Origin of the sequence: Pseudomonas fluorescens (genome assembly GCF_902497785.1) — a bacterium.
GTDB lineage: Bacteria > Pseudomonadota > Gammaproteobacteria > Pseudomonadales > Pseudomonadaceae > Aquipseudomonas > Aquipseudomonas fluorescens_BO.
This window is the reverse complement of the sequence record NZ_CABVHK010000010.1, coordinates 76,767-103,339: the sequence shown is the minus strand read 5'-3', so window position 1 is coordinate 103,339 and position 26,573 is coordinate 76,767. Positions and strand designations below refer to the sequence as shown.

At 60.5% G+C, this 26,573-nt stretch carries 24 protein-coding genes; 4 read left to right on the top strand and 20 right to left on the bottom strand.

From position 1 onward, the window contains the following. Positions 1 to 83 precede the first annotated feature (83 nt). From hemN to ccoN (F8N62_RS16385), 16 genes are all read right to left on the bottom strand, one after another. A complete protein-coding gene (gene hemN / locus F8N62_RS16460) occupies positions 84 to 1,466 on the bottom strand; it encodes an oxygen-independent coproporphyrinogen III oxidase (protein WP_150711782.1) in 1,383 nt (460 codons plus the stop codon). 179 nt (positions 1,467 to 1,645) lie between these two features. Further along, positions 1,646 to 2,329 carry a sulfite exporter TauE/SafE family protein gene (locus tag F8N62_RS16455; RefSeq protein WP_150711661.1) on the bottom strand — a complete coding sequence of 228 codons (684 nt, stop codon included), beginning with the start codon at positions 2,327 to 2,329 and terminating at the stop codon, positions 1,646 to 1,648. Next, entirely contained in the window at positions 2,322 to 2,540 is a 219-nt protein-coding gene (gene ccoS, locus F8N62_RS16450) for a cbb3-type cytochrome oxidase assembly protein CcoS (RefSeq protein WP_150711660.1), read from the bottom strand. The genes F8N62_RS16455 and ccoS overlap by 8 nt, the downstream gene beginning before the upstream one ends. Positions 2,541 to 2,564: 24 nt before the next feature. Continuing rightward, a complete protein-coding gene (locus F8N62_RS16445) occupies positions 2,565 to 5,015 on the bottom strand; it encodes a heavy metal translocating P-type ATPase (RefSeq protein WP_150711659.1) in 2,451 nt (816 codons plus the stop codon). Between the two features lie 164 nt (positions 5,016 to 5,179). Further along, positions 5,180 to 5,713, bottom strand: coding sequence for a FixH family protein (locus F8N62_RS16440; RefSeq protein ID WP_150711658.1), 534 nt, complete (start codon positions 5,711 to 5,713; stop codon positions 5,180 to 5,182). A gap of 11 nt (positions 5,714 to 5,724) precedes the next feature. Continuing rightward, complete coding sequence (gene ccoG, locus F8N62_RS16435; protein ID WP_150711657.1) at positions 5,725 to 7,140, bottom strand: cytochrome c oxidase accessory protein CcoG; 1,416 nt, start codon at positions 7,138 to 7,140, stop codon at positions 5,725 to 5,727. 207 nt (positions 7,141 to 7,347) lie between these two features. Beyond that, positions 7,348 to 7,770, bottom strand: a complete 423-nt coding sequence (locus tag F8N62_RS16430) for a type II toxin-antitoxin system VapC family toxin (protein ID WP_224791371.1) — start codon at positions 7,768 to 7,770, stop codon at positions 7,348 to 7,350. Then, a complete protein-coding gene (locus F8N62_RS16425; RefSeq protein ID WP_150711656.1) occupies positions 7,742 to 8,743 on the bottom strand; it encodes a metallophosphoesterase family protein in 1,002 nt (333 codons plus the stop codon). The genes F8N62_RS16430 and F8N62_RS16425 overlap by 29 nt, the downstream gene beginning before the upstream one ends. 200 nt (positions 8,744 to 8,943) lie before the next feature. After that, the gene (gene ccoP, locus F8N62_RS16420) at positions 8,944 to 9,927 is read right to left on the bottom strand and encodes a cytochrome-c oxidase, cbb3-type subunit III (protein ID WP_150711655.1); all 984 of its coding nucleotides are present in this window, start codon (positions 9,925 to 9,927) and stop codon (positions 8,944 to 8,946) included. Next, positions 9,924 to 10,109, bottom strand: a complete 186-nt coding sequence (locus F8N62_RS16415; protein ID WP_003175465.1) for a CcoQ/FixQ family Cbb3-type cytochrome c oxidase assembly chaperone — start codon at positions 10,107 to 10,109, stop codon at positions 9,924 to 9,926. Before F8N62_RS16415 ends, ccoP (F8N62_RS16420) begins: the two co-directional genes overlap by 4 nt. A 5-nt stretch (positions 10,110 to 10,114) precedes the next feature. After that, complete coding sequence (gene ccoO, locus F8N62_RS16410) at positions 10,115 to 10,723, bottom strand: cytochrome-c oxidase, cbb3-type subunit II (protein ID WP_150711654.1); 609 nt, start codon at positions 10,721 to 10,723, stop codon at positions 10,115 to 10,117. Beyond that, entirely contained in the window at positions 10,723 to 12,165 is a 1,443-nt protein-coding gene (gene ccoN / locus F8N62_RS16405) for a cytochrome-c oxidase, cbb3-type subunit I (protein ID WP_150711653.1), read from the bottom strand. Before ccoN (F8N62_RS16405) ends, ccoO (F8N62_RS16410) begins: the two co-directional genes overlap by 1 nt. Before the next feature lie 482 nt (positions 12,166 to 12,647). Further along, the gene (gene ccoP / locus F8N62_RS16400) at positions 12,648 to 13,601 is read right to left on the bottom strand and encodes a cytochrome-c oxidase, cbb3-type subunit III (RefSeq protein WP_150711652.1); all 954 of its coding nucleotides are present in this window, start codon (positions 13,599 to 13,601) and stop codon (positions 12,648 to 12,650) included. Next, positions 13,598 to 13,810 carry a cbb3-type cytochrome oxidase subunit 3 gene (locus F8N62_RS16395; protein ID WP_412071977.1) on the bottom strand — a complete coding sequence of 71 codons (213 nt, stop codon included), beginning with the start codon at positions 13,808 to 13,810 and terminating at the stop codon, positions 13,598 to 13,600. The genes ccoP (F8N62_RS16400) and F8N62_RS16395 overlap by 4 nt, the downstream gene beginning before the upstream one ends. A gap of 9 nt (positions 13,811 to 13,819) precedes the next feature. Then, complete coding sequence (gene ccoO / locus F8N62_RS16390) at positions 13,820 to 14,428, bottom strand: cytochrome-c oxidase, cbb3-type subunit II (protein WP_150711651.1); 609 nt, start codon at positions 14,426 to 14,428, stop codon at positions 13,820 to 13,822. A 10-nt stretch (positions 14,429 to 14,438) separates the two neighbouring features. Then, positions 14,439 to 15,863, bottom strand: a complete 1,425-nt coding sequence (gene ccoN / locus F8N62_RS16385) for a cytochrome-c oxidase, cbb3-type subunit I (RefSeq protein WP_150711650.1) — start codon at positions 15,861 to 15,863, stop codon at positions 14,439 to 14,441. Positions 15,864 to 15,956: 93 nt separating this feature from the next. Here ccoN (F8N62_RS16385) and F8N62_RS16380 point away from each other — a divergent pair, with 93 nt between their 5' ends. Further along, positions 15,957 to 16,643, top strand: a complete 687-nt coding sequence (locus tag F8N62_RS16380) for an alpha/beta family hydrolase (protein WP_150711649.1) — start codon at positions 15,957 to 15,959, stop codon at positions 16,641 to 16,643. Between the two features lie 203 nt (positions 16,644 to 16,846). Here the strand turns inward: F8N62_RS16380 and F8N62_RS16375 are convergent, their stop codons facing one another. Continuing rightward, a complete protein-coding gene (locus F8N62_RS16375) occupies positions 16,847 to 18,412 on the bottom strand; it encodes a methyl-accepting chemotaxis protein (protein WP_150711648.1) in 1,566 nt (521 codons plus the stop codon). 243 nt (positions 18,413 to 18,655) lie between these two features. After that, a complete protein-coding gene (gene acnA, locus F8N62_RS16370) occupies positions 18,656 to 21,397 on the bottom strand; it encodes an aconitate hydratase AcnA (RefSeq protein WP_150711647.1) in 2,742 nt (913 codons plus the stop codon). A gap of 222 nt (positions 21,398 to 21,619) precedes the next feature. Between acnA and rlmM the strand changes: the two genes are divergently transcribed. Continuing rightward, positions 21,620 to 22,693 carry a 23S rRNA (cytidine(2498)-2'-O)-methyltransferase RlmM gene (rlmM, locus tag F8N62_RS16365; protein WP_150711646.1) on the top strand — a complete coding sequence of 358 codons (1,074 nt, stop codon included), beginning with the start codon at positions 21,620 to 21,622 and terminating at the stop codon, positions 22,691 to 22,693. 177 nt (positions 22,694 to 22,870) lie between these two features. Next, a complete protein-coding gene (gene tusA / locus F8N62_RS16355; protein WP_150631624.1) occupies positions 22,871 to 23,122 on the top strand; it encodes a sulfurtransferase TusA in 252 nt (83 codons plus the stop codon). Between the two features lie 67 nt (positions 23,123 to 23,189). Here tusA and F8N62_RS16350 read toward each other — a convergent pair whose 3' ends face one another. Then, positions 23,190 to 24,641 carry an MATE family efflux transporter gene (locus tag F8N62_RS16350; RefSeq protein WP_150711645.1) on the bottom strand — a complete coding sequence of 484 codons (1,452 nt, stop codon included), beginning with the start codon at positions 24,639 to 24,641 and terminating at the stop codon, positions 23,190 to 23,192. Between the two features lie 270 nt (positions 24,642 to 24,911). Between F8N62_RS16350 and pdxB the strand changes: the two genes are divergently transcribed. Next, the gene (gene pdxB, locus F8N62_RS16345; RefSeq protein WP_150711644.1) at positions 24,912 to 26,054 is read left to right on the top strand and encodes a 4-phosphoerythronate dehydrogenase PdxB; all 1,143 of its coding nucleotides are present in this window, start codon (positions 24,912 to 24,914) and stop codon (positions 26,052 to 26,054) included. Positions 26,055 to 26,227: 173 nt separating this feature from the next. Here the strand turns inward: pdxB and F8N62_RS16335 are convergent, their stop codons facing one another. Continuing rightward, positions 26,228 to 26,407 carry a PA1571 family protein gene (locus F8N62_RS16335; RefSeq protein WP_150711643.1) on the bottom strand — a complete coding sequence of 60 codons (180 nt, stop codon included), beginning with the start codon at positions 26,405 to 26,407 and terminating at the stop codon, positions 26,228 to 26,230. Positions 26,408 to 26,573 lie beyond the last annotated feature (166 nt).

The following is a 26,573-nucleotide window of genomic DNA, read 5'->3' as shown; positions in this document are numbered from 1 at the left end:
CTTGTGGGAAAAAACACACATAAGCCGTAAGGGTAACTCACAAGAGGACATTCAAGCCAGTGCGCGGCGATTTTGCCACCCTTTCAAATGACACGCGAAAAGCGCTGGCGCTGCTGTTGCTCAAGATACGCGTCGAACACCATGCACACCGATCGCACCAGCAAACGTCCGGCCGGCAACACGGTGATCCGTTGATTGTCGAGTTCGATCAGGCCGTCCTCGGCCATGGTTTGCAACTGCGGCCACAGCTCACCGAAGTAACCGCAAAAATCAATGTTGAACGCCTGTTCGATGTCAGCAAACTCCACGTTGAAACGGCAGATCAACTGTTGAATCACCGCCCTGCGCACGTGGTCGTCGGGATTGCACAGCAGGCCGCGATTGGTCGGCAGCTGCGCCGAGGCCAGGGCGCCCTGATATTGATTGAGGTCGCTGCTGTTCTGACAGTACAGATCGCCGATCTGGCTGATGGCCGAGACGCCCAGGCCGATCAAATCGCAATGTCCGTGGGTGGTGTAGCCCTGGAAATTACGTTGCAGGGTCGACTCTTCCTGGGCAATCGCCAATTCATCGTCGGGCAGGGCGAAGTGGTCCATGCCGATGTAACGGTAGCCGGCCGCCGTCAGTTGTTCGATGGTGCGTTGGAGCATCTCCAGTTTCTGCGCCGGGGTTGGCAGTTCGTCGCTGTTGATGCGCCGTTGCGGCATGAAGCGTTCGGGCAAATGCGCGTAGTTGAACACTGACAGCCGGTCCGGTTGCAGGTTGATCACTTCGTCGACGGTATGGGCGAAGTTTTCGGGTGTCTGTCTGGGCAAGCCGTAGATCAGGTCGATGTTGATCGAACGGAATTGCAAGGTCCGCGCGGCCTCGATCACTGCACGGGTTTCTTCCAGGCTTTGCAGGCGATTGACCGCCCGTTGCACCGCCGGGTCGAGGTCTTGCAGGCCGATACTGACCCGATTGAAACCCAGTTCACGGAGCAGCCCCATGGTCGACCAGTCGGCTTCGCGCGGGTCGATCTCGATGCTGTAGTCGCCGGAGTCGTCGTCGAGCAAATTGAAGCTTTTGCGCAACCGGGCCATGAGTTGACGCAGTTCGTCGTGGCTGAGAAAGGTCGGCGTACCGCCACCGAAGTGCAATTGCTCGACCTTCTGTGCGGGGTCGAGGTGGCAGGCAATCAGCTGGATTTCCTGTTCAAGGCGCTGCAAATAGGGCTGGGCGCGGCCGCGATCCTTGGTGATGACTTTGTTGCACGCGCAGTAATAGCAAATGTTCGCGCAGAACGGCACGTGCACGTACAGCGACAACGGGCGCAGGGCTTTGCGGCTGTCGCGCAGCGCATGAAACAGGTCAAAGGTGCCGACATGGCCGTCGAACTGCACGGCGGTCGGGTAGGAGGTGTAACGCGGTCCCGCCAGGTCATAACGGCGGATCAGATCGGTATCCCAACGAATGGTGTCGAGCATCATGCGGGCATCCCCCGGATAGTCTGGCAGTGCCGGCGAGTCTATGGGGTGCGGCGTTGGGGCATCTTGATTTGTATCAACAGGCGCCAGATCAAAAGATCGCAGCCTTCGGCAACTCCTACAGGGTATTGCGAACTCCAGTAGGAGCTGCCGAAGGCTGCGATCTTTTGATCCTTGTGTTAATGCCCCATCAGCCAATGCTGATGCGGCCCCGGCAGGGTCCAGATTCCGAACAACATCACCAGCAAGCCGCCCGTCATGCGCACATAGCGTTTGCGCAACACGGCCGTGACCCGCTCGGCTGCCAGCCCGGTGGCGAGCAAGACCGGCCAGGTGCCCAGCCCGAACGCGAGCATCAGCAGCGCACTGTCGAGCGCATTGCCCTGGCTGGCCGACCACAGCAACGTGCTGTAAACCAGCCCGCACGGCAACCAGCCCCAGAGCGCGCCCAGCAACAAGGCGCGCGGCAGGCTCGACACCGGCAGCAGTTTATTGGCAAGCGGCTGGATATGCCGCCACAGCCCACGACCGAGGCTTTCGATACGGGTCAGGCCGCTCCACCAGCCGGCGAGGTAAAGGCCCATGGCGATCAGCAGCAATCCGGCGAGGATGCGCATAAACATCGCCGCCGGGCTGTTTGCCACCGCCCAACCGGCCAGACCAATGAGCAAACCGGCCGCCGCGTAACTGAGAATTCGCCCAACGTTGTACGCCAGCAGCAAGCGAAACCGGCGGCTGCGTTGTTCCTTGGGAATGGCCAGGGTCAGCGCGCCCATCAAGCCGCCGCACATGCCCAGGCAATGCCCGCCGCCGAGCAGGCCGAGGATTACCGCCGACACCAACAGCGGTGCCAGTTCAAACATGGGGAGGCGCCTTGTCGTCCGGTTTGGCCGTTTGGCCGCTGGCCTCATCGACCGCCGCCGTGTGGTTCGGGTCCTGGTCGTCGAAAAGGATGCTGTGGGCCGGGCCGTCGAGGTCGTCGTACTGACCGCTGTCGACTGCCCAGAAAAAGATGTAGATCGCGATGGCCACGATCAGCAGCGCGGCCGGGATCATCACGTAAAGAGCTGGCATGGGAAGGCTCCATGCCCGTGCGGCTCAGGCCGGCAGCGGGCGGGTTTCTGGCGTGGTGCGAGTGGCTGGCGCGCTCGGCATTCGAGTCAGGCGCAGGGCGTTGAGCACCACGGTCAATGAACTGATGGACATGCCGACCGCGGCCCACACCGGCGTAATCCAGCCGAGGGCGGCGAACGGCAACATAAGGCCATTGTACAACCCGGCCCACAGCAGGTTCTCGATGATTACCCGACGGGTACGCCGCGCCAGGCTGAAGGCCTGCACCAGCGCGTCGAGCCGATTCGACAGCAACACCGCGTCGGCACTGGTTTTCGCCAGGTCGGTGGCCGAACCCATGGCGACACTGATGTCGGCAGCGGCGAGCACCGGCACGTCGTTGACCCCGTCACCGAGCATCAACACCTTGCGACCTTCCCTGTGCAGCTGTTGCAGGACCTGCAGTTTGTCGTCGGGGCGCAAACCGCCCCGCGCCTCGTCGATGCCCAATTGCGCGGCAACGCTGGCGACCATCGGCGAGGTGTCGCCCGACAGCAGCAACGTCCGCCAGCCCCGTGCCTTGCAGGCTTGCAACAAAGCAGGGGCATCGGCGCGCAAACGGTCGTCGAGGACAAACCACGCCAGCGGGCCCTGGCTATCGCCGAGCAGCAGCCACTGGCCGGCTTCCTCGGGCATCAGGGGAAGCGAAGCGCCACTGAGTTCACAGACAAAACCAGGTTGGCCGATGCGCAGGCGGCGTTCGCCGACCACACCTTCCAGACCCAGTCCCGGTGTGCTGTGGACTTCTTCGGCGGCCAGCGGCGCACGGCCAAACGCACGGGCGATCGGGTGTTCGGAACGGTTTTCGAGGGCGGCGGCGAGGCTCAGGCACTGATCGCTGTCCAGTGTGCCGAGGGGGCGGATCGAACGCAGCGCCAGGCGCCCTTCGGTGAGGGTGCCGGTCTTGTCGAAGATCACCGTGTCGATCTGGTTCAGGCCTTCCAGCACATGGCCACGCGTCAACAACAGCCCCAGCTTGTGCAGTGTGCCGGTGGCGGCGGTGAGGGCAGTTGGCGTGGCGAGTGACAAGGCGCAGGGGCAGGTCGCGACCAGCATCGCCAAGACGATCCAGAAGGCTCGCGATGAATCCAGTTCCCACCAGACCAGACCAATCACCGCAGCGGCGATCAGCGACAGCAACAGGAACCACTGCGCGGCGTGGTCGGCGATTTCTGCCAGCGGGGGCTTTTCCGCCTGAGCGCGATCGAGCAGGCGGACGATGGCGGACAGTCGGGTGTCCTGGCCCAGTGCGAGAACTTCCACAGTCAACGCGCCTTCGACGTTGAGGGTGCCGGCGGTGACCGCATCGCCCAACGTGCGCGGCTGCGGCAGGTATTCACCGGTGAGCAGGGATTCGTCGATGCTCGACTGGCCGTCGAGGATCTTGCCGTCCGCGGGAAGGATCGCACCGGGGTGCACCAGCACGTGATCGCCGACGCGCAGTTCGCTGAGCAAAATCCGCTCGCTCTGACCGTCGCCGCCCAGCCGCAGGCATGAGGCGGGCAACAGGTTGACGAGTTGTGCGGTCGCGGCGGCGGTGCGTTCCCGGGCGCGTCGTTCAAGATAGCGCCCGGCCAGCAGGAACAGGGCAAACATGCCGACGGCATCGAAATACAATTCGCCGACCCCGGTGATCGAGGTCCAGATCCCGGCGATGTAGGCACCGCCGATCGCCAGCGACACCGAAACGTCCATGGTCAGGTGGCGGGTGCGCAGGTCGCGCATGGCGCCTTTGAAGAACGGCGCACAACTGTAGAACACGATCGGTGTGGTGAGAAACAGCGCGACCCAGCGCAGGATCGTATGCAGTTCGGGGCTGAGGTCGATGTTGAATTCCGGCCAGGTGGCCATGGTCGCCATCATCGCCTGGAACCACAGCAGTCCAGCCACGCCGAGTTGGCGCAGGGCCAGGCGATTTTCGCTGGCCAGTTGTTCGCTGGCGCGGTCGGCTTGATAAGGATGGGCGGCGTAACCGATGTGGCGCAGTTCGCTGAGCACCTGGCTCAGCGGCAATTGCGCGTCGGCCCAGCGCACGTGCAGGCGGTGGTTGGACAGGTTCAAGCGCGCCTCGGCCACTGCCGGCAAACCGCGCAGGTGTTTCTCGATCAGCCAGCCGCAAGCGGCGCAGCTGATGCCTTCCATCAACAGGGTGGTTTCGGCGAGTTCGCCGTCATGGCGCACGAAGGGTTTTTGCACGTCGGCGCGATCGTACAGCGCCAGTTCATCCACCAGTTGCACGGGCAAGGCTTCGGGGTTGGCCGACGCCTCGCTGCGATGCTGGTAGTAGCTTTCCAGACCCCCGGCGACAATCGCCTCGGCCACGGCCTGACAACCCGGGCAGCAGAACTCGCGGGTTTCACCGAGGACGGCAGCGGTGAAGCGGCTGCCGGCCGGGACGGGCAGGGCGCAGTGGTAGCAGGGAAGTGGAGTGGTCATGGGATGAGTCTATTTTGTCTGGGAGAGGCACATACTTGTGGCTTGTAGGAACCGTAGGAGCTGTCGAGTGAAACGAGGCTGCGATCTTTTGATCTTGTTTTTAAATCAAAGTCAAAAGATCGCAGCCTCGTTTCACTCGACAGCTCCTACGGGTCCTACGGCGCCTACAAGTCTTCGGCGCCTTGCAGCGGTTCGTCACCCAGCAGCAGATCCTTGTCATGGCTGACCAGTTCTTCTTCGAACATGCGCCAGATGTGGTCGTCCTGAGTGCCCAGCAATTCGACAAAACGCCGGCCATCGACCTTGTCACTCAACTGGCCGATGTAGCGGCCTTGTTCAGTGGTGCTTTGGGCGAGGGTGATCTTGCGATCTTTCTCCGGCTGGGTCGGCGAAATCAGGTTCAGCTCCAGGGTTTTCGGTTGGCTGTTGCCGCTCAGGCGCAGGTCGACTTCGCCCGTCACGTCATCCAGATGAATGCTGGCGCGCAACAGCAGCGTCTGCGCCAGCAATTCACGGTCCAGAGAGCGGTTGATGCCTTTGCCGGCCTCGTAGTAGTTGTCGTTGACCAGGTTGTCCGGGTTGTTCACCGCGATGGTCACCATGGACAAGGTCAGGGTCACCGAACAGGCGAGGATGGCAATGATGATCCATGGCCAAAGGTGCTTGTACCAGGGACTTGCGGCGTTTGCTGCGGGCATGATCACTTCTCTCAACGAATTTGTGGGCCGATGAATCGGCTCTTGGCTTCAACGTGAATGCTTTCGTCATCGGCATCCTTGAGGATGAATTTCACCTCGTTGGTGCTCGATGGCAGTTTTTCCGGGGCCATGGACAGTTCGACCGGCTGGCTGAAAATCTCGCCCGCGGCGACTTTGATCTCGCGCTTGCCTTGCAGCTTGAGGTCCGGCAGGCCGGCGGCTTCGAGCACGTACGTGTGGTCGCGCTGATCCTTGTTCATGATTTTCAGGCTGTAGACGTTTTCGATCCGGCCTTCGGCGTTCTCGCGATACAGCACGCGGTCCTTGCTGACATCGAACCCCACCAGCGAGCGCATGAAAAATGCCGCCGCCAGCAATCCGATCATGGCCAGCAATACGGTGGCGTAGCCGATCAGGCGCGGCCGCAGTTTATTGGTTTTTTGCCCGGACAGGTTGTGCTCGGTGGTGTAGCTGATCAGGCCGCGCGGGTAATCCATCTTGTCCATGATGCTGTCGCAGGCATCAATGCACGCGGCGCAACCGATGCATTCGACCTGCAGGCCGTCGCGGATGTCGATACCGGTCGGGCAGACCTGCACGCACATGGTGCAGTCGATGCAGTCGCCCAGGCCCTGTGCCTTGTAGTCGACACCTTTCTTGCGCGGGCCGCGGCTTTCACCGCGACGTGGGTCGTAGGAGACGATCAAAGTGTCCTTGTCGAACATCACGCTCTGGAAGCGCGCGTACGGGCACATGTAAATACACACTTGCTCACGCAGCCAGCCGGCATTGCCGTAGGTCGCGAGGGTGAAGAAACCGACCCAGAAATACGACCAGCCATCTGCCTCGCCGGTGAAGAACGCGATGGTCAGTTCGCGGATCGGCGAGAAGTAACCGACAAAGGTCATGCCGGTGACAAAGCCGATCATCAGCCACATCGCGTGCTTGCTGAGTTTGCGCAGAAATTTGTTGGCGCTCATCGGCGCCTTGTCGAGTTTGATGCGCTGGTTGCGGTCGCCTTCGGTGACCTTTTCACACCACATGAAAATCCAGGTCCAGACGCTTTGCGGGCAGGTATAACCGCACCAGACGCGGCCAGCGTACACGGTTATGAAAAACAGGCCGAAGGCGCTGACGATCAAAATTCCCGAGAGCAGGATGAAATCCTGAGGCCAGAAGGTGGCGCCGAAAATGAAGAATTTGCGCTCCGGCAGGTTCCACCAGACGGCTTGATGACCGCCCCAGTTCAGCCAGACCGTGCCGAAATACAACAGAAACAGCAAAGCACCCCCCACCATCCGCAGATTGCGGAACAGGCCGGTGAAGGCGCGGGTGTAGATCTTTTCTCGTGAGGCGTAGAGATCGACGCTGTTGTTCGCGTTTTTGGCAGGCGGCGTAACGTCGTGTACAGGAATCTGGTTACTCATCGAATGCATCCCACGGCAGTGGAAAAATGCCTCGGTCAGTACATGCCGACCGCGGTCAAAAAGAGGTGCTGCAGTGGCGCAATGATACGCCTGTAGGTCTGGCTCAAGGGTGCGACCTTTGGTCACGTTGGTGGAAATCAATTGGCGGTGTAATGACTTGAATCAATTGACGGGTGGAATTATGGCCGTTTTTGCCAGTGTCGGCGTTCAATCGGCCCATGGATTGAGCAGGGCAACGCCGCTGGACTGAAAGTCGCTGATATTGCGAGTGACCACCGTCAGGCCATGAACCAAGGCAGTCGCTGCAATCAGGGCATCGCTTTCATTGGTGCTGTCTGGAACGTGCAGGCCGGCACAACGCAGCGCCACGGCGGCGTCGACCTGCAAGATCCTGGCATCAAAGGCGGGCATGACATGACGCTTCAGCCAAGTGCGCAATACCTTCCCCTGCGCCGGGTCACGACGTTCCATTCGCAGAACCCCGGTCTCCAGTTCCTTCAGGGTGATGGCCGAAATAAACATCCGTGGGGCGATGACACTTTTGGCCCAGGCGACGACGTTGGCGTCTGCCCGGGGTTTGCGTAGTGTTGGCGCCAGACGGCTACCTGACCGGGACAGTGTGAGTCGCAACGGGGTTACGCCAGTCGTTACCGGCAACGACCTTCACCGTCAGTTGCGTTCTATCGGTTGAAAGAGCGGCAAACAACCAGCTCTGCTGAACCGCCGAGCCACTCATGAACAAGGGAATGTCGCCGTAAATGTAGTTGCTCGACTCATATTTCCCGCTGCGCTTGTGCGCATTCGCGGAAAACACGGCGGTCACACCGTAGTCCTCGATCATCTTGGTGAATCGCGAAATCTCGGCTTCCTTCACGGGCCAGTGGAACGGTTGACTGAGGTTGAGCAGGATGATTTTCCCTTGCGCGCGCGCTTGCCGCAGATCGCGTTCCAGCCAGTCGAGGGCAGGCGTGATTTCATAAGCGGTGGTATTGAATAACGCACGGGTGGAAAAACGGACTGAGTAGGTGGGTTCGTTATTCAGTTGAACCAGATGAACATCGCCAAAGTCCCTGGAGTAAGCCAGGCTTCCATACCATGTTTTCGTCATGCCGGACGCTCGCGCAGCGAGGTCGAAGTTGCTAACTTTCCCCCAGTACCGATCTTTCAGTTCATTGACACTTCCGGCCGCCCACTCCGGGCGGCCTGCGACGTTGTTGTCGTAGTCAAAATTGCCGAGGCCGTAGTCATAGACGTTGTTAAGTTTGTTTTGCAACACCGAACGGATGTATGAGCGTTCGCTGTCCTCTCCGGTAGCGGTGAGATTGCCATTGATCATCACGGGAACGGCGGCAGTTCCACCGGATTGCGCCCGGAAGTCGGCGATGCTGGAATACTGCGCATCGATCAGCCACCTTGAACGTGCCTGTTTGTCCGAGGCGGATTCAACGTCGCCGTTTTCCGACTTTTCACTGGAGGGGAATTTTGGGCTGGAAGCCAGCACGATAGAGTGTGGATTAAGTTCGGACGCGATCACCGGCATGATAGTTACGCTACAGGCAACTATCAGCAGGCTCAGTCTTTTAATGCAGTTTGACAAGTTCATTTGGAATTCCATTTCCAGGTTTAAGTTGAGGTGTAAGTTTGCGTTTTCGAAGGTATGCCAAGGCTCACGACTATTCAAACAGTTGCCGTGGCCGGATTGATTGGGCATGTTTCGAGCGGATCGGGATTTGATTTATCTTTAAATGAAAACGGCCCCGCCAATTCTCATTGGCGGGGCCGTTTTTGCATCAGGCGTTTGCCTTACTGGGCATCTTCCGCCGGAGCCTTTTCGCCGTGCGAAAGGCTGTAGACGTAAGCGGCCAGCAGGTGGACCTTGTCGTTGCCTTGCAGCTGCTCTTGCGCAGGCATCTGGCCCTGACGGCCGTAACGGATGGTCTGCTGCAGTTGCGCGAAGCTCGAACCGTAGATGAACGCGCCCGGGTGAGTCAGGTCGGGCGCGCCCATTGCTGGCGTACCTTTGCCGGCCGGACCGTGGCAGGCGACGCAGTTGCCGGCGAACAGTTTCTGCCCGGCAACCGGGTCAGCCTTGGTGCCTTCCGGCAGCTTGCGGCCATCAAGGTTGGTCAGTACAAACGCCGCAACGTCCGCAACGCCTTGCTCACCGATCACTTCAGCCCAGGCCGGCATCACGGCGTGACGACCGCCCATGATGGTGGTCTTGATGGTTTCCGCTTCACCGCCCCAGCGCCAGTCGGCGTCGGTCAGGTTAGGGAAGCCATAAGCGCCCTTGGCGTCGGAACCGTGGCAAACCGAGCAGTTGGAGGCGAACAGGCGGCCACCCATCTTCAAGGCTTGCGGGTCTTTGGCGACTTCTTCGATCGGCATGGAAGCGAACTTGGCGAAGATCGGGCCAAAACGGGCGTCCGACCTGGCCATTTCCTTTTCCCACTCGTGAACGCCGGTCCAGCCGCTCTGGCCGTTGGCGAACGCGGTCTGCTTCTCGTTATCGAGGTAGTTGTAACCCGGCAGCAGGCCTTTCCAGTTGCCCAGGCCCGGGTACAGCACCAGGTAGCCGAGGGCGAAGATGATGGTGCCCACGAACAGCATGAACCACCATTTCGGCAGTGGGTTGTCGTACTCCTCGATCCCGTCGAAGGAGTGGCCAACCGTCTCTTCAGTGGCTTCGCTGCGCTGGCCCTTGCGGGTCGACAGCAGCAGCCAGGTCAGGGCGAAGATGGTGCCGAGACTGAGGACTGTGACGTACAGACTCCAGAACGTAGTCATTCTTTGTTACTCCTAGAAGCTTGCTCGACGTGCTTGATGGCTTCGGGATCATCCGCGAAAGGCAGCAAGGTCGCGTCTTCAAACTCCGACTTGCGCTTGGGGCTGAATACCCACAACGCCAGACCGATGAAGGCCACCATCACAACGACGGTGCCCAGGCCACGAATCATCCCGATATCCATCTAAATCACCGTTTGCTTTTGATGATGGTGCCCAGGCCTTGCAAATAGGCCACCAGCGCGTCCATTTCGGTTTTGCCCTTCACAGCATCCTTGGCGCCGGCGATGTCTTCGTCGGTGTAAGGGACGCCGAGCGTGCGCAAGACTTCCATTTTCTTGGCGGTGTCTTTGCCGTCGAGCTTGTTTTCCACGAGGAACGGGTAGGCCGGCATTTTCGACTCGGGCACTACGTTGCGCGGGTTGTACAAGTGCGCACGCTGCCAGTCATCGGAGTAACGACCGCCGACCCGGGCCAGGTCCGGACCGGTACGTTTGGAACCCCACAGGAACGGGTGGTCCCAGACGCTTTCACCGGCCACCGAGTAGTGGCCATAACGTTCGGTTTCAGCACGGAACGGGCGGATCATCTGCGAGTGGCACTGTACGCAACCGTTGGCGATGTACACGTCGCGACCTTCCAGCTCAAGGGCGGTGCGAGGCTTCATGCCTTCGACCGGCTTGTTGGTCACGTCCTGGAAAAACAGCGGAACGATCTGGGTCAGGCCGCCGATGCTGACGGCGATAACCATGAAGAAGGCCAGCAGGCCAATGTTCTTCTCGACTGCTTCATGCTTCATCAGTGAGCTCCAACTACAGCAATCTGTTCGGCCGCTTCAGCTTCGGCCGGGTTCGAGGCACGTACGGTGCGCCATACGTTGTAGGCCATGAACAGCATGCCGCTGGCAAAGAACGCACCGCCCAGGGCACGAACGATGAAACCAGGGTGGCTTGCTTGCAGCGCTTCGACAAACGAATAGGTGAGCGTGCCGTCATCGTTGATTGCACGCCACATCAGACCCTGGGTAATGCCGTTGACCCACATCGACGCGATGTAGAGCACGGTGCCGATGGTCGCGAGCCAGAAGTGCGCGTTGATCAGGGCGATGCTGTGCATCTGCGCGCGACCGAACAGTTTCGGGATCATGTGGTAGATGGCGCCGATCGAGATCATCGCTACCCAGCCCAAGGCCCCGGCGTGTACGTGGCCGATGGTCCAGTCGGTGTAGTGCGACAGCGAGTTCACGGTCTTGATGGCCATCATCGGGCCTTCGAAGGTCGACATGCCGTAGAACGCCAGCGAGACCACGAGGAAGCGCAGGATCGGGTCGGTGCGCAGCTTATGCCAGGCGCCCGACAGGGTCATCATGCCGTTGATCATGCCGCCCCAGCTCGGAGCCAGCAGGATGATCGACATTGCCATGCCCAGCGACTGAGCCCAGTCCGGCAGTGCGGTGTAGTGCAGGTGGTGCGGACCGGCCCAGATGTACAGGGTGATCAGCGCCCAGAAGTGCACGATCGACAGGCGATAGGAGTAGATCGGACGCTCGGCCTGCTTCGGTACGAAGTAATACATCATCCCGAGGAAGCCGGTAGTCAGGAAGAAACCCACCGCGTTGTGCCCGTACCACCACTGGATCATCGCGTCAGTCGCACCGGCGTAGGCCGAGTAGGACTTGAAGAAACTGACCGGCAGGGAGGCGTGGTTGACGATGTGCAACATCGCCGTCACGACGATGAAGGCACCGTAGAACCAGTTGCCGACATAGATGTGCTTGGTCTTGCGCTTGGTAATGGTGCCGAAGAACACCAGACCGTAGGTGACCCAGACGATGGCCAGCAGAATAGCCAGCGGCCATTCCAGCTCAGCGTATTCCTTGGTGGTGGTGTAACCCAGCGGCAAGGTAACGATGGCCCCGACGATCACCGCTTGCCAACCCCAGAAGGTGAAGGCGGCGAGGCTGTCGGAAATCAGTCGCGTTTGGCAGGTTCGCTGCACGACGTAATAAGAAGTGGCAAACAGTGCACAACCACCGAAGGCGAAAATCACCAGGTTGGTGTGCAACGGGCGCAGGCGTCCAAAGCTCGTCCACGGCAGACCGAAGTTCAACTCCGGCCAGACCAGTTGCGAGGCGATGAAGACACCGAGCCCCATGCCAAGGATCCCCCAGACCACCGTCATGATGGCGAACTGGCGGACTACCTTATAGTTATAAGCAGTCGGACTGATTGCTGTGCTCATTCTAAGGTTCCACGGTTTGGGTGTTTTATTAGGAGTAAAAATCGGCCGCAAGTATGGAGAAAGCAGGGGGTCATTGCAACGCGCCATGACCTGGGTCAATGCTTTCAAATGCTGATTCTGCGGCCTTTCCATGCGCCGCGTAAGGACAAAATTGCCCTCGGGGAAAAATCCCGGCGAACGAATGAGGTGAGGGGGTCAGGTCAGATGTAACGCGGTGTGTTCAAACGCAGCGACCGGGTGACCGATAGCAATTGGCACGACAGCCGGTATCTACCAGCCTTTGCGGCCTGTCATCGGGCAGATTCGTCGAACACATCGGGTTGGGTCGACCTGGAACCAGCTCATGCCAGTTCGCATCGGAGAAAGCTTAGACCCGAAACCGGGGAACTGAAAGGAGGACTATCGGAGGGTGCGACAATGGGTCGCAAAGGAGCAGGGAACTGCCGCATCCGGGAAGAATGCGGCAGCAGAGCGGTCAAGAATTATTCGCTTTTGCCTTCAGCCTGCAAACGCTCTGTATTCAGGCCGTGGGACAGGCTGTACACATAAGCGGCCAGCAATTGCACTTTGTCGTTGCCGAGCAACTCGTTCTGCGCCGGCATGTGGCCCTGGCGACCATGGCGGATGGTTTGTTGCAGTTGCGCCAGGCTCGTTCCGTAGATGAAACCGGCCGGTTGCGTCAGGTTCGGCGCGCCCATGGCTTCAGTGCCTTGACCATTGGCCCCGTGACAGGCGACGCAGGTGGTGCTGTACGCTTGCTGTCCGGCTTGCAGATCGGCGGTACTGTCGGCCGGTAGTGGCAGGCCGGCCAGTTCATGGCGCACATATGCGGCAACGTTCTTCACGCCGGCTTCTCCGAGGATTTCACCCCAGGCCGGCATCGCCGCCATGCGACCGCCCATGATCGTGGTCTTGATCATTTCGGCGTCACCGCCCCAGCGCCAGTTGCTGTCGGCCAGGTTCGGGAAACCGAAAGCGCCCTTGGCATCCGAGCCGTGGCACACCGAGCAGTTCGACGCAAACAGGCGACCGCCCATTTTCAGCGCTTGCGGGTCTTTCGCCACTTCTTCCAGGGGCATGGCGGCGAATTTGGCGAAGATCGGACCGAACTTCGCATCGGCCTTGCTCATCTCCTTCTCCCATTCGTGCACGCCGGTCCAGCCGTCCTCGTAGCCCGGCAGGATGCCTTTCCAGTTGCCAAGGCCCGGATAAAGCACCAGATACCCCACGGAAAACACCAGCGTGCCGGCGAACAGCATGAACCACCACTGCGGCAACGGGTTGTCGTACTCCTCGATGCCGTCGAAGCTGTGGCCCATGGTCTGGTCGACGCTGCCCTTGGTTTCGCCCTTGCGGGTGCCGATCAGCAGCCAGGTCAGGCCGATCAGGCTGCCGATGGTCAGTACGCAGATCCACGTACTCCAGAAGGTGGTCATGGCCGGGTACTCCTTGTTTCAGGTTCTTGGGTGGCATCGTCGGGCAGGGGCTCATCGGCGAACGGCAGCAAACGCGCTTCGGCAAATTCCGGCGTGCGCTTGCGGTTGAACACCCACAGCGTCAGGCCGATGAAGGCCAGGAACACCACGACCGTGCCCAGGCCGCGAATCATTCCACTGCTCATCACACTCATAATTTCAAAGGGCATGGCCATGGCTCACCTCTTGCTCTTGATGGCAGTGCCGAGCACTTGCAGGTAGGCGACCAACGCATCCATTTCGGTCTTGCCCTTGACCGACTCGACGCTGCCGGCGATGTCGTCATCGGTGTACGGCACGCCCAGGGTGCGCATGACCTTGAGCTTGGTTTCGGTGCTGCTGCTGTCCACCGCTTGCGTGACCAGCCACGGGTAGGCCGGCATCTTCGATTCAGGCACAACGTTGCGCGGGTTATACAAATGCGCACGGTGCCAGTCATCCGAGTAACGCGCGCCGACGCGGGCCAGGTCCGGGCCGGTGCGCTTGGAGCCCCACAGGAACGGGTGATCCCAGACGCTTTCCCCGGCCACCGAGTAGTGGCCGTAGCGTTCGGTTTCGGCACGGAACGGCCGGATCATCTGCGAGTGGCACTGGACGCAGCCTTCACGGATGTAAATGTCGCGGCCTTCCAGTTGCAGCGCGGTGTAGGGCTTCATGCCTTCCACCGGTTTATTGGTCACGTCCTGGAAGAACAGCGGGACGATCTGGGTCAGACCGCCGATGCTCACGGCCAGGACCATCAGCAGCATCAGCAGGCCGACGTTTTTCTCGATTGTTTCGTGTTTCATGGCGGACTCCTCAGGCCATCTGCGCGGCAGCGGCGACTTCGGCAGGCTGCGAGGCCCGTACGGTGCGCCAGGTGTTGTAAGCCATCAGGAACATGCCGCAGAGGAAGATCGCACCGCCCACCAGTCGCACGATGAAGCCTGGGTGGCTGGCCACCAGGGTTTCGACGAAGGAGTAGGTCAGCGTGCCGTCTTCATTGATTGCGCGCCACATCAGGCCCTGGGCGATGCCGTTGACCCACATCGACGCGATGTAGAGCACGGTGCCGATCGTCGCGAGCCAGAAGTGCGCGTTGATCAGGCCGATGCTGTGCATCTGCGCACGACCGAAGATTTTCGGAATCATGTGGTACAGCGCGCCGATGGAAATCATTGCCACCCAACCGAGCGCGCCAGCGTGCACGTGGCCGATGGTCCAGTCGGTGTAGTGGGAGAGGGCGTTGACTGTCTTGATCGCCATCATCGGCCCTTCGAAGGTCGACATGCCGTAGAACGCCAGCGAGACCACGAGGAAGCGCAGGATCGGGTCGCTGCGCAACTTATGCCAGGCGCCCGAGAGGGTCATCATGCCGTTGATCATCCCGCCCCAGCTCGGTGCCAGCAGGATCAGCGACATCACCATGCCCAGCGACTGCGCCCAGTCCGGCAGCGCGGTGTAGTGCAGGTGGTGCGGACCGGCCCAGATGTACAGGGTGATCAGGGCCCAGAAGTGCACGATGGACAGGCGATAGGAATACACCGGACGCTCGGCCTGTTTCGGCACGAAGTAGTACATCATCCCGAGGAAACCGGCGGTGAGGAAAAAGCCTACGGCGTTGTGGCCGTACCACCACTGCACCATGGCATCGGTCGCACCGGCGTACAGCGAGTAGGACTTGGTGAAGCTCACCGGCAGCTCAAGGTTGTTGACGATGTGCAGAATCGCCACGGTGAGGATGAACGCACCGAAGAACCAGTTGCCGACGTAGATGTGCTTGGTCTTGCGCTTGGCCAAGGTGCCGAAAAACACGATGGCGTAGGCGACCCAGACGATGGTGATCAGAATGTCGATCGGCCATTCCAGCTCGGCGTATTCCTTGGAGCTGGTGTAACCCAGCGGCAGGCTGATGGCTGCCAGGAGAATGACCAGCTGCCAGCCCCAGAAGCAGAACGCGGCGATTTTCGGTGCGAACAATTGCGTCTGACAGGTGCGTTGCACCGAATAGAATGAACTGGCGAACAAGGCGCAACCGCCGAACGCGAAGATCACCGCGTTGGTGTGCAGCGGGCGCAAGCGGCCGAAACTGGTCCACGGCAAATCGAAGTTGAGTTCAGGCCAGACCAATTGGGCGGCGAGAAAAACCCCGAGCCCCATGCCGACGATGCCCCACACCACCGTCATAATGGCGAATTGGCGGACCACCTTGTAGTTGTAGGCGGTACTGATAGAAGTGTTCATGGTTCCCCATCCACGGTTCAGCCGAAGTGACGTTTGCGCAAGGCAGACGCTCGCTTCGCCTGGAGTTATAGGCAGACTAAAAGCGAGGCAAGCATGGACAAAGAGCACAAGGCCAGTATTGACGGGGATCAATGGGCGAAGTGTGTGCGCGATCATGGATGGCTTTGGAACGAGGCGGTTTCACCGGGCTCGGCTGACCCGGTGACGCTGATTCTCGCCCATGGTGCCGGTGCGCCGATGGACAGCGACTGGATGAATGACATGGCTGCGCGCCTCGCTGCTCAAGGCGTCAGCGTGCTGCGCTTCGAATTTCCCTACATGGCCCAGCGGCGTGCCGATGGCGGTAAACGCCCGCCGAACCCGGCGCCAAAACTGCTCGAATGCTGGCGTGAGGTGTATGCGGTGGTGCGACGCCATGTCGCTGGGCGCCTGGCCATTGGCGGCAAGTCCATGGGCGGGCGGATGGCGAGTTTGCTCGCCGATGAATTGGAGGCGGATGCGCTCGTCTGTCTGGGCTATCCGTTTTATGCGGTGGGCAAGCCAGAGAAACCTCGGGTTGAACATTTGTCTTCGCTGAAGACGCGGACGCTGATTGTGCAGGGTGAGCGGGATGCGCTGGGCAATCGTCAGGCGGTTGAGGCCTACACCCTGGCGCCGGGCATCGAGGTGTTTTGGCTGGCGGCGGGGGATCACGATTTGAAGCCGTTGAAGGCTTCGGGGTTTACCCATGAGCAACATTTGGCGGCGGCGGCGGATCGGGTGGCTGCGTTTCTTCAGTGAGATTTTCGGTGTCCCTGTAGGCCTCATCGCGGGCAAGCCCGCTCCCACAGAGTTCTGCTGTGTGGCATCAATCGTACTCACACGCATAAACCTGTGGGAGCGGGCTTGCCCGCGATGAGGCCCTAATGGGCAACTTTACTTTCAGGCGGGCAATAAAAAACCCGGAAGCTTTCACCGTCCGGGTTTTGTGTTTCCACCAGCAATCAGCGGTTAAACCGCTCCACCAGCGAATACTGGGTATTCGCCGTCTTCGTCAGCTCTTCACTCAACAACGCCGAGTGCTGCGCCTGTTCCGAGGTCTGGTCCGCCAGTTGCGAGATGTTGCTGATGTTGCGGCTGATTTCTTCGGCCACCGAGCTTTGCTCTTCGGTCGCGGCCGCAATCTGCGTGGTCATGTCAGTGATGTGCGCCACCGCTTCGCTGATCCCGACCAGTGCCTGATCCGCTTCCAGTACCCGCGCCACACCTTCTTCAGCCTGTCGATGCCCGGCTTCCATGGTTTGCACTGCGGTGCTGGCCGTTTGCTGGAGTTTGGCGATCAGCGCGTGAATCTGCCCGGTGGATTCGCTGGTGCGTTGCGCCAATTGGCGAACTTCATCCGCCACCACGGCAAAGCCTCGGCCCATCTCGCCGGCACGTGCCGCTTCAATGGCCGCGTTCAGCGCGAGCAGGTTGGTCTGATCGGCAATGCCCTTGATCACGTCGACTACACCGCCAATTTCATCGCTGTCCTTGGCCAGCTGCGTCACGGTCATGCCCGTTTCACCGACCACCACCGACAGGCGTTCAATCGCTTCGCGGGTTTCCCCGGCGATGTCACGACCGCGCCCGGTCAGGCGATTGGCTTCCTGAGTCGCGTCCGCGGTGCGCTGCACATGGCTGGCGACTTCCTGAGTGGTGGCGGCCATCTGGTTGACGGCGGTGGCCACTTGCTCGGTCTCGACGCGCTGACGTTCCAGGCCTGAGGAGCTGTTGTGCGCCAGGGTGTCGGACTGCTTCGCTTGCTCGGTCAGGTGCTCAGCCGTGTCCTGTAGACGGGTCAGGCAGGTTTTCAGGCGGGCTTCCTGGCTGAGGATCGACATCTCCAGACGCGCCTGCGCACCGCGGCTGTCGGTGTACATCTGCGCGATCAGCGGGTCGGACGTGGTCTGCTCGGCCAGGCGCAGCAAGCGCTTGAGACCGCGCTGTTGCCAGCTCAAACCGAGCAGGCCCAAGGGCACCGAAAGACCGGCGGCCAGCGCAAAACCCCATTGGGAGTTAAGCGTGGCACCGATCATGAAGCTCAACTGGCTGACCAGAATGAACGGCAGCCAGTCCTGAAGCACCGGCAGCCATTTATCGGTCGAAGGAATCGCCGATTTGCCCTGGTTGATGCGTTTATAGAGCGCTTCGGCACGCTGGATCTGTTCGGCGGTGGGTTTGACCCGCACCGACTCGTAACCGACCACCTGATTGCCTTCGAACACCGGTGTGACGTAGGCGTTGACCCAGTAGTGGTCGCCGGACTTGCAGCGATTCTTGACGATGCCCATCCATGGCAAGCCTTGTTTCAATGTCCCCCACATGTGCGCGAACACGGCGGCCGGCACGTCGGGGTGGCGGACCAGGTTGTGCGGTGCACGGAGCAGTTCCTCATAGGAATACCCACTGATTTCGACGAAAGCGTCGTTGCAGTAAGTGATCACGCCTTTGGCATCGGTGGTGGAAATCAACCGTTGCTGAGCGGGAAAGGTCCGTTCGCGTTGTGTAATGGGTTGGTTGTTACGCATGGCTTTTTCAATCCGCAAGGCTTTAACAAGGCTTTGACAAGTTGTCGGCACTGGTGGGGATTTGTTGAGATTATTTTTTGATAATCGGCGGCGCGTCACAAAATCGCCCGTACATTTTCCATTGTGGGAGCGAGCCTGCTCGCGAAAGCGTCGTGTCAGCCAACATTGATAGTGGCTGGCACTCCCGCTTCGCGAGCAGGCTCGCTCCCACATGAGATCGCCAGATTTCGTGCACGATCAACCCTACGAAGCAATCAACTGCCGCAACACATAATGCAAAATCCCCCCCGCCTTGAAGTACTCCACCTCATTCAGCGTATCGATCCGGCACAACACCTCGATCTTCTCGCGACTGCCATCCTCACGGGTAATGATCAGCGTCAGGTTCATCCGCGGTGTCAGCTCCACAGCGGTCAACCCTTGGATGTCGAACGTCTCCTTACCGGTCAGATTCAGACTCTTGCGGTTCTGATCCAGTTTGAACTGCAGCGGCAACACGCCCATGCCCACCAGATTGGAGCGGTGAATCCGCTCGAAGCTTTCGGCGATGACCGCTTTCACACCCAGCAGATTGGTGCCCTTGGCCGCCCAGTCGCGGCTCGAGCCGGTGCCGTATTCCTGGCCGGCAATCACCACCAGCGGTGTCCCCGATGCTTGATAGCGCATCGCCGCGTCGTAGATCGCCAGTTTCTCCCCCGTGGGAATGTAGATCGTATTGCCGCCTTCCTCGCCACCGAGCATCTCGTTGCGAATGCGGATGTTGGCGAAGGTACCGCGCATCATCACTTCATGGTTGCCGCGACGGGAGCCGTAGGAGTTGAAGTCCCGGGGTTCCACGCCTTTTTCGCGCAGGTAGTTGCCCGCCGGGCTGTCGGACTTGATGTTGCCGGCCGGGGAGATGTGGTCTGTGGTCACCGAGTCGCCAAGCAGCGCAAGGACCCGGGCGCCCGCGACGTCCTTGACCACCGGCGGCGGTCCACCGATGTCGTCGAAAAACGGTGGATGCTGGATGTACGTCGAATCGTCCTGCCAGACATACGTCGCCGCCTGCGGCACTTCAATCGCCTGCCATTGCTCGTCGCCGGCGAATACTTCGGCGTATTCCTTGTGAAACATCGCGGTGTTGACCTTATTCACCGCCTCGGCGATTTCCCGGGTGCTCGGCCAGATGTCCCGCAGATACACCGGGTTACCGTCCCTGTCATTCCCCAGCGGTTCGCTGCTGATGTCAATTCGCACCGTGCCGGCCAGCGCATACGCGACCACCAGCGGCGGCGATGCCAGCCAGTTGGTTTTCACCAGTGGATGCACGCGGCCTTCGAAGTTGCGGTTGCCCGACAACACGGAGGCGACGGTCAGGTCGGCTTGCTGGATGGCTTTTTCGATCGGCTCCGGCAGCGGCCCGGAGTTGCCGATGCAGGTCGTGCAGCCATAACCCACCAGGTCGAAACCCAGCTGGTCGAGGTACTGCGTCAGGCCGGCCGCCTTGTAATAATCGGTGACCACTTTCGAGCCCGGAGCCAGCGAACTTTTCACCCACGGTTTGCGCGTAAGGCCTTTCTCCACGGCTTTTTTCGCCACCAACCCGGCGGCCATCATCACGCTTGGATTGGACGTGTTAGTACACGAGGTAATCGCGGCGATCACCACCGCGCCGTTTTTCAGGCGATAGGTATGGCCGTCGTACTCATAATCCGTTTCGCCGACCAGGTCGGCGTTGCCGACGGCGACGCCGCCACCGCCCTCACTTTCCAGGCGACCTTCGTCCTTGCTGGTGGGTTTGAACTGCAAGCCGAGAAAATCACTGAACGCTTGCGCGACATTGGGCAGTGACACCCGGTCCTGTGGGCGTTTCGGCCCGGCGAGGCTGGCTTCGACGCTGCCCATGTCCAACGCCAGACTGTCGGTGAACACCGGTTCCTGACCTGCCAGACGCCACAGGCCTTGCGCTTTGCTGTAAGCCTCGACCAGTTTCACCGTTTCAAGCGGACGGCCGGACAGGCGCAGGTATTCCAGCGTCACCTCGTCCACCGGGAAGAAGCCGCACGTCGCCCCGTACTCCGGCGCCATGTTGGCGATGGTCGCGCGGTCGGCCAGCGGCAAGTCGGCCAGGCCGTCGCCGTAGAACTCGACGAATTTGCCGACCACGCCTTTCTTGCGCAGCATCTGCGTGACGGTCAGCACCAGATCGGTGGCGGTGATGCCTTCTTTCAACTTGCCGGTGAGTTTGAAACCAATCACCTCCGGAATCAGCATCGATACCGGCTGGCCGAGCATCGCCGCTTCCGCCTCGATCCCGCCGACGCCCCAGCCGAGTACGCCGAGGCCGTTGATCATGGTGGTGTGGGAGTCGGTACCGACCAGGGTATCGGGGAACGCGTAGGTGCGGCCATCCTCGTCTTTGGTCCAGACCGTGCGGCCGAGGTATTCGAGATTGACCTGGTGACAAATGCCGGTGCCCGGCGGCACCACGCTGAAATTATCGAAAGCGCTCTGGCCCCAGCGCAGGAACGCGTAGCGCTCACCGTTGCGCTGCATTTCGATGTCGACGTTTTGTTCAAAGGCGCTGGCGCTGCCGAACTTGTCGACCATCACCGAGTGGTCGATCACCAGATCCACCGGCGACAGCGGGTTGATCCGCTGCGGGTCGCCGCCGGCCTTGGCCATGGCGGCGCGCATGGCCGCGAGGTCGACCACGGCGGGGACGCCGGTGAAGTCTTGCATCAACACGCGGGCAGGGCGGTACTGGATTTCGCGGTCGGAGCGGCGCTCCTTGAGCCAGGCGGCAATCGCCCGCAGGTCCGCGCCGGTGACGGTTTTTTCGTCTTCCCAGCGCAGCAGGTTTTCCAGCAGGACTTTCAACGACATGGGCAGTTTGTCGAGATCACCGAGGCTTTTGGCAGCGTCGGGCAGACTGAAATAGTGGTAGGTCTTGTCGTCGACTTGCAGGGTTTTAAGGGTCTTCAGGCTATCGAGGGACGGCATTGCGATCACTCCTTTGAGTCCGCACGGCTACGGACTGAGGGGACGGACAGAGCATTAAACCTAGCCCTGTTTCGGGTAGCTGGCTAATAACTGGACTCTATCGACAAGTTCGAGGTTCCGAACTCGGCTATCATGCGCCGGTTTTCGTGACAGGCTTTGCTTCAACGCAAGCCTGGGCATCGCGCAGTGGCTGAATTCTTCGCCAACTGCCCAGGAGTAACAATGAACACGCTATTTATGCATTGCCGACCGGGCTTCGAAGGCGAAGTCTGCTCCGAGATTTCCGAACACGCCGCACGGCTGAACGTGGCCGGCTATGCCAAGGCCAAGACCGCCAGCGCCTGCGCCGAATTCATCTGCACCGAAGAAGACGGCGCCGAGCGTTTGATGCGCGGCCAGCGTTTTACCGATCTGATCTTTCCGCGCCAATGGGCGCGCGGGATGTTCATCGACCTGCCGGAAACCGACCGTATCAGCGTGATCCTCGCCCACATGGCGGACTTCCCGCTGTGCGGCAGCCTGTGGCTGGAGATGGTCGACACCAACGATGGCAAGGAACTGTCGAATTTCTGCAAGAAGTTCGAAGTGCACCTGCGCAAGGCGCTGATGGCGGCCGGCAAACTGGTGGAAGACGCCCACAAGCCGCGCCTGCTGCTGACGTTCAAAAGCGGTCGCGAAGTGTTCATGGGCCTGGCCGAGTCGAACAACTCGGCGATGTGGCCGATGGGCATTCCGCGCCTGAAGTTTCCTCGCGAGGCGCCAAGTCGCTCGACCCTGAAGCTGGAAGAGGCGTGGCACCATTTCATCCCGCGCGACCAGTGGGACGAGCGCCTGCACAGTGACATGACCGGCGTTGATCTCGGCGCCGCGCCCGGCGGCTGGACCTGGCAACTGGTCAATCGCGGCATGTTGGTGACCGCCATCGACAACGGCCCGATGGCCGAGAGCCTGATGGACACCGGTCTGGTGCAACACTTGATGGCCGACGGTTTCACCTTCAAGCCCCGGCAACCGGTGGACTGGATGGTCTGCGACATCGTCGAGAAACCGGCGCGCAATGCGGCGATGCTGGAAGAGTGGATTGGCGAAGGGCATTGCCGCGAAGCGGTGGTCAATCTCAAGCTGCCGATGAAGCAGCGTTACGCTGAAGTGAAACGCTTGCTGGAGCGCATTGCTGACGGCTTCAAGGAACGCGGGATTCGGGTCGAGATCGGCTGCAAGCAGCTGTATCACGACCGTGAAGAAGTCACGTGCCACCTGCGCCGGCTCGACGTGAAGAAGCCCAAGTCCCGTTGATACGGTGATATTCCTGTGGGAGCGGGCTTGCCCGCGATGAGGGCGGCACATTCAACATAGATGTGCCTGACAGTCCGCCATCGCGGGCAAGCCCGCTCCCACAGGGATCGGTGTATGCCACAGATGACTGTACACCCGGCAATGCGCGACAATGCCGGCCAGTTTCAGGAGTGAATCATGAGTGAAATGCTTGATACGCCGGTAGACGGCACCCTCGACGCCAGCGGCCTCAACTGCCCGGAACCGGTGATGATGCTGCACCAGCACATCCGCGACCTGGCGCCCGGCGGCCTGCTCAAGGTGATTGCCACCGACCCGTCGACCCGTCGCGATATTCCCAAGTTTTGCGTGTTCCTCGACCACGAACTGGTCGCGCAGCACGAAGAGGCCGGCACCTACCTGTACTGGATCCGCAAGAAGTCCGATTAGAAGCAAAAAACTGCGTGGGAGTTATGGCCCTTGCAGGAGCTGGCTTGCCTGCGATGGTCGCTAACGATTACGCGTGTTCATCGGTTGTTCGTGTCGTTCTGGAGTTCTTCGCTGGCAAGCCAGCTCCTACACGGATCCGCTTGCGCGCGCTGCGCGTCAGGCGGATCGACAGCATCAGCGCCGCGCAACTCAGGCCTACGATCAAACCCTGCCACAGTCCGCTCGGGCCGCTTGGTGCACCCAACCAGTCGGTCAGGCCCAGCGCGTAACCCACCGGCAAACCAATGCCCCAATAGGCGAACAGCGTCAGGATCATCGTCACTCGCGTGTCTTGATAGCCGCGCAAAGCACCGGCCGCGGTGACCTGGATCGCATCGGAAAACTGGAACAGCGCCGAGTACACGATCAGCATCGCCGCCACTCGAATCACCGTCGGGTCCGCCGTGTAGATTGTTGCGATGTGCTCGCGCAGCAACAGCATCATGCTCGCCGAAATGCACGCATAAGCCAGCGCCGTGGCCATGCCGACACCGGCGGCGAAACGCGCTTCACGAGGTTCCTGGCGCCCAAGTGCCTGGCCGACCCGCACGGTCACGGCCATGCCTAGAGAGTAGGGGATCATGAACACCAGCGAACTGAAATTCAGGGCGATTTGATGCCCGGCCACTACTGTTGCGCCAAGGCTGCCGATCAGCAGGGCGATCACCGCAAAGATGCTCGACTCGGCGAACACCGCGATGCCGATCGGCAGGCCGATGCTCAGCAGGCGCTTGATCACTGACCATTGCGGCCAGTCAAAACGGCTGAACAATTGACTCGACTGATACGCCGGCGCCCAGCGTTCCCAGCCGGCCATGCCCAGCGCCATCACCCACATCACAATCGCCGTGGCCCAGCCGCAGCCGACACCGCCCATGGCGGGCACGCCGAAATGGCCATAAATGAACACGTAGTTCAGCGGAATGTTCAGTGCCAGCCCGCACAGCCCCAGGACCATCGCCGGGCGCGTGCGTCCCAGGCCATCACTGAAACAGCGCAACACATGGTAGATCGCGACGGCGGGCAAACCGCTGGCGATGCCGTGCAGGTATTGCATGCAGGGGCCGATCAGCTCGGGATCGACCTTCATGATGTGCAGGATCGGCTCGGCGCCGAGCAGCATGGCGGTCGCGATCAACCCCACCACGAAGGCCAGCCACAGCGCCTGGCGCACGATCGGGCCGATCTCGCTGTGAGTGCCGGCACCGAAGCGCTGGGCGACTTTCGGCGTAGTGGCCAACAAGGTGCCGGTCATCAACAGAAACACCGGCACCCAGATCGAGTTGCCCAGCGCCACTGCTGCCAGATCCCGCGGGCCCACGCGGCCGGCCATTACCGCATCGACAAAGCCCATCGCGGTGGTGGCCAGCTGCGCGATCATGATCGGCAGCGCCAGGCCCAGCAGGTTTTTCAATTCGAGGCGAACCCGGGCAGGGCGTGTGAGGGCGGTAGCGGCGAGACGGTCAGTCAGGGGATTCAAGGGCAAAACGTCCAGAAGATAATGATGCGCGAGGCGGCGCATTCTACGCCTTGACGCAGCGGTCAGGAAAACTCCTGTGTTAGCTATTTGTAATCACACCACACCCTGTAGGAGCGAGCTTGCTCGCGAAAAATGCTCGGACAACGCTTTCATTCAGGCAGCACGCGTTATCGTTAACCTCCATCGCGAGCAAGCTCGCTCCTACAAGTTACGTGCTAGGCGTGATGTGGCTTCTGCGCCTACACTGCCGATCCGCCAAAGGAGCCTGCCATGCTGATTGTTGCCGACGAAAATATTCCGCTGCTCGATGCCTTCTTCGAAGGTTTCGGCGAAATCCGCCGGGTGCCGGGACGTTCTATCGACCGGGCCACGGTCGAGCAGGCCGATGTGTTGCTGGTACGCTCGGTGACCAACGTCAATCGCTCGTTGCTCGAAGGCAGCAAAGTACGCTTTGTCGGCACCTGCACCATCGGCACCGATCACCTGGACCTCGATTATTTTCAGCAGGCCGGCATCACCTGGTCCAGTGCCCCCGGCTGCAACGCCCGTGGCGTGGTCGACTACGTGCTGGGGAGTTTGTTGACGCTAGCCGAAATCGAAGGTGTGGAGCTGGACAAGCGCACTTACGGAGTGGTCGGTGCGGGCGAAGTGGGCGGCCGCCTGGTGAAGGTGCTGCAAGGGCTGGGCTGGAACGTGCTGGTGTGCGACCCGCCACGGCAGGCTGCGCAAGGGGGGGATTTCGTCAGCCTCGAGCAGATCATCGAGCGGTGCGACGTGATCAGTTTGCACACGCCGCTAAAGAAGCACGGGGCCGAATCGACCTGGCACCTGTTTGATAAAAAGCGCTTGAACCAGCTCAAGCCCGGTGCCTGGCTGATCAACGCCAGCCGTGGCCCGGTGGTGGATAACGCTGCGCTGTGCGAGGTGTTGCTGCAACGCGAAGACCTGCAAGCGGTGCTGGACGTCTGGGAAGGCGAGCCCGAAGTCGATGTGGCGCTGGCCGATCTGTGTGTGCTGGCGACGCCGCACATTGCCGGTTACAGCCTCGACGGCAAGCAACGCGGTACCGCGCAGATCTATCAGGCGTATTGCGATTTTCTCGGGCAACCGGCGCAGGTCAGCCTGAGTGATTTGCTGCCGGCGCCGTGGCTGGCGCAAGTGACCTTGAACGCTGCCAGCGATCCGGCCTGGGCGCTGGCGATGCTGTGCCGTGGCGTGTACGACCCGCGCCGTGACGATGCGGATTTTCGTCGCAGTCTTGTCGGCAGTGTGAATGAGCAGCGTGCAGCGTTTGATGCGCTGCGCAAAAATTATCCGCCGCGGCGGGAGATTGACGGGTTGCAAGTGCGGGTTGAGGGGGAGTCGCCTGAATTGCGAAAAATTGTGGCAGCGTTGGGTGCTTCGGTAATTTAGCAACCGCCCGGCTTCCGTAGGAGCTGCCGGAGGCTGCGATCTTTTGACCTTGATTTTTTTGAAAAGCAAGATCAAAAGATCGCAGCCTTCGGCAGCTCCTACATAAGCTGCACAAATCAATCACCCACAAAAAACCCGGCCATCAGGGCCGGGTCAAGAAGACGGTGGCTATATCAATCTTGTTTGGCAGGCTTGACCAATCGCTGCTCCAGTTCGCGGCAAGCGTCCTGGATCATGCTTTCAGTGATCGGTACTTCGTCGCCCTTTTCGTCAATGATTGAGCAACCCAGAGACTGGTTTGGCTGCGTACGGATCACTTCAATCTTGTCTTCGCTGCTTTGTTGCAAGGACATGGCCTGTCTCCTCATCAGGTTGTGTGCTTACTGTAGAACCGCCAGGTGACCGGGCTGTGACAAACTCCCTGCGGTCTTCCGGGGCGGCCATGACAGTCCACCAGAAATGCAGCAACGTTGCCACCCGAACTTTAGACCAATAGCCTCTAGGGGATGGTCATTGCGG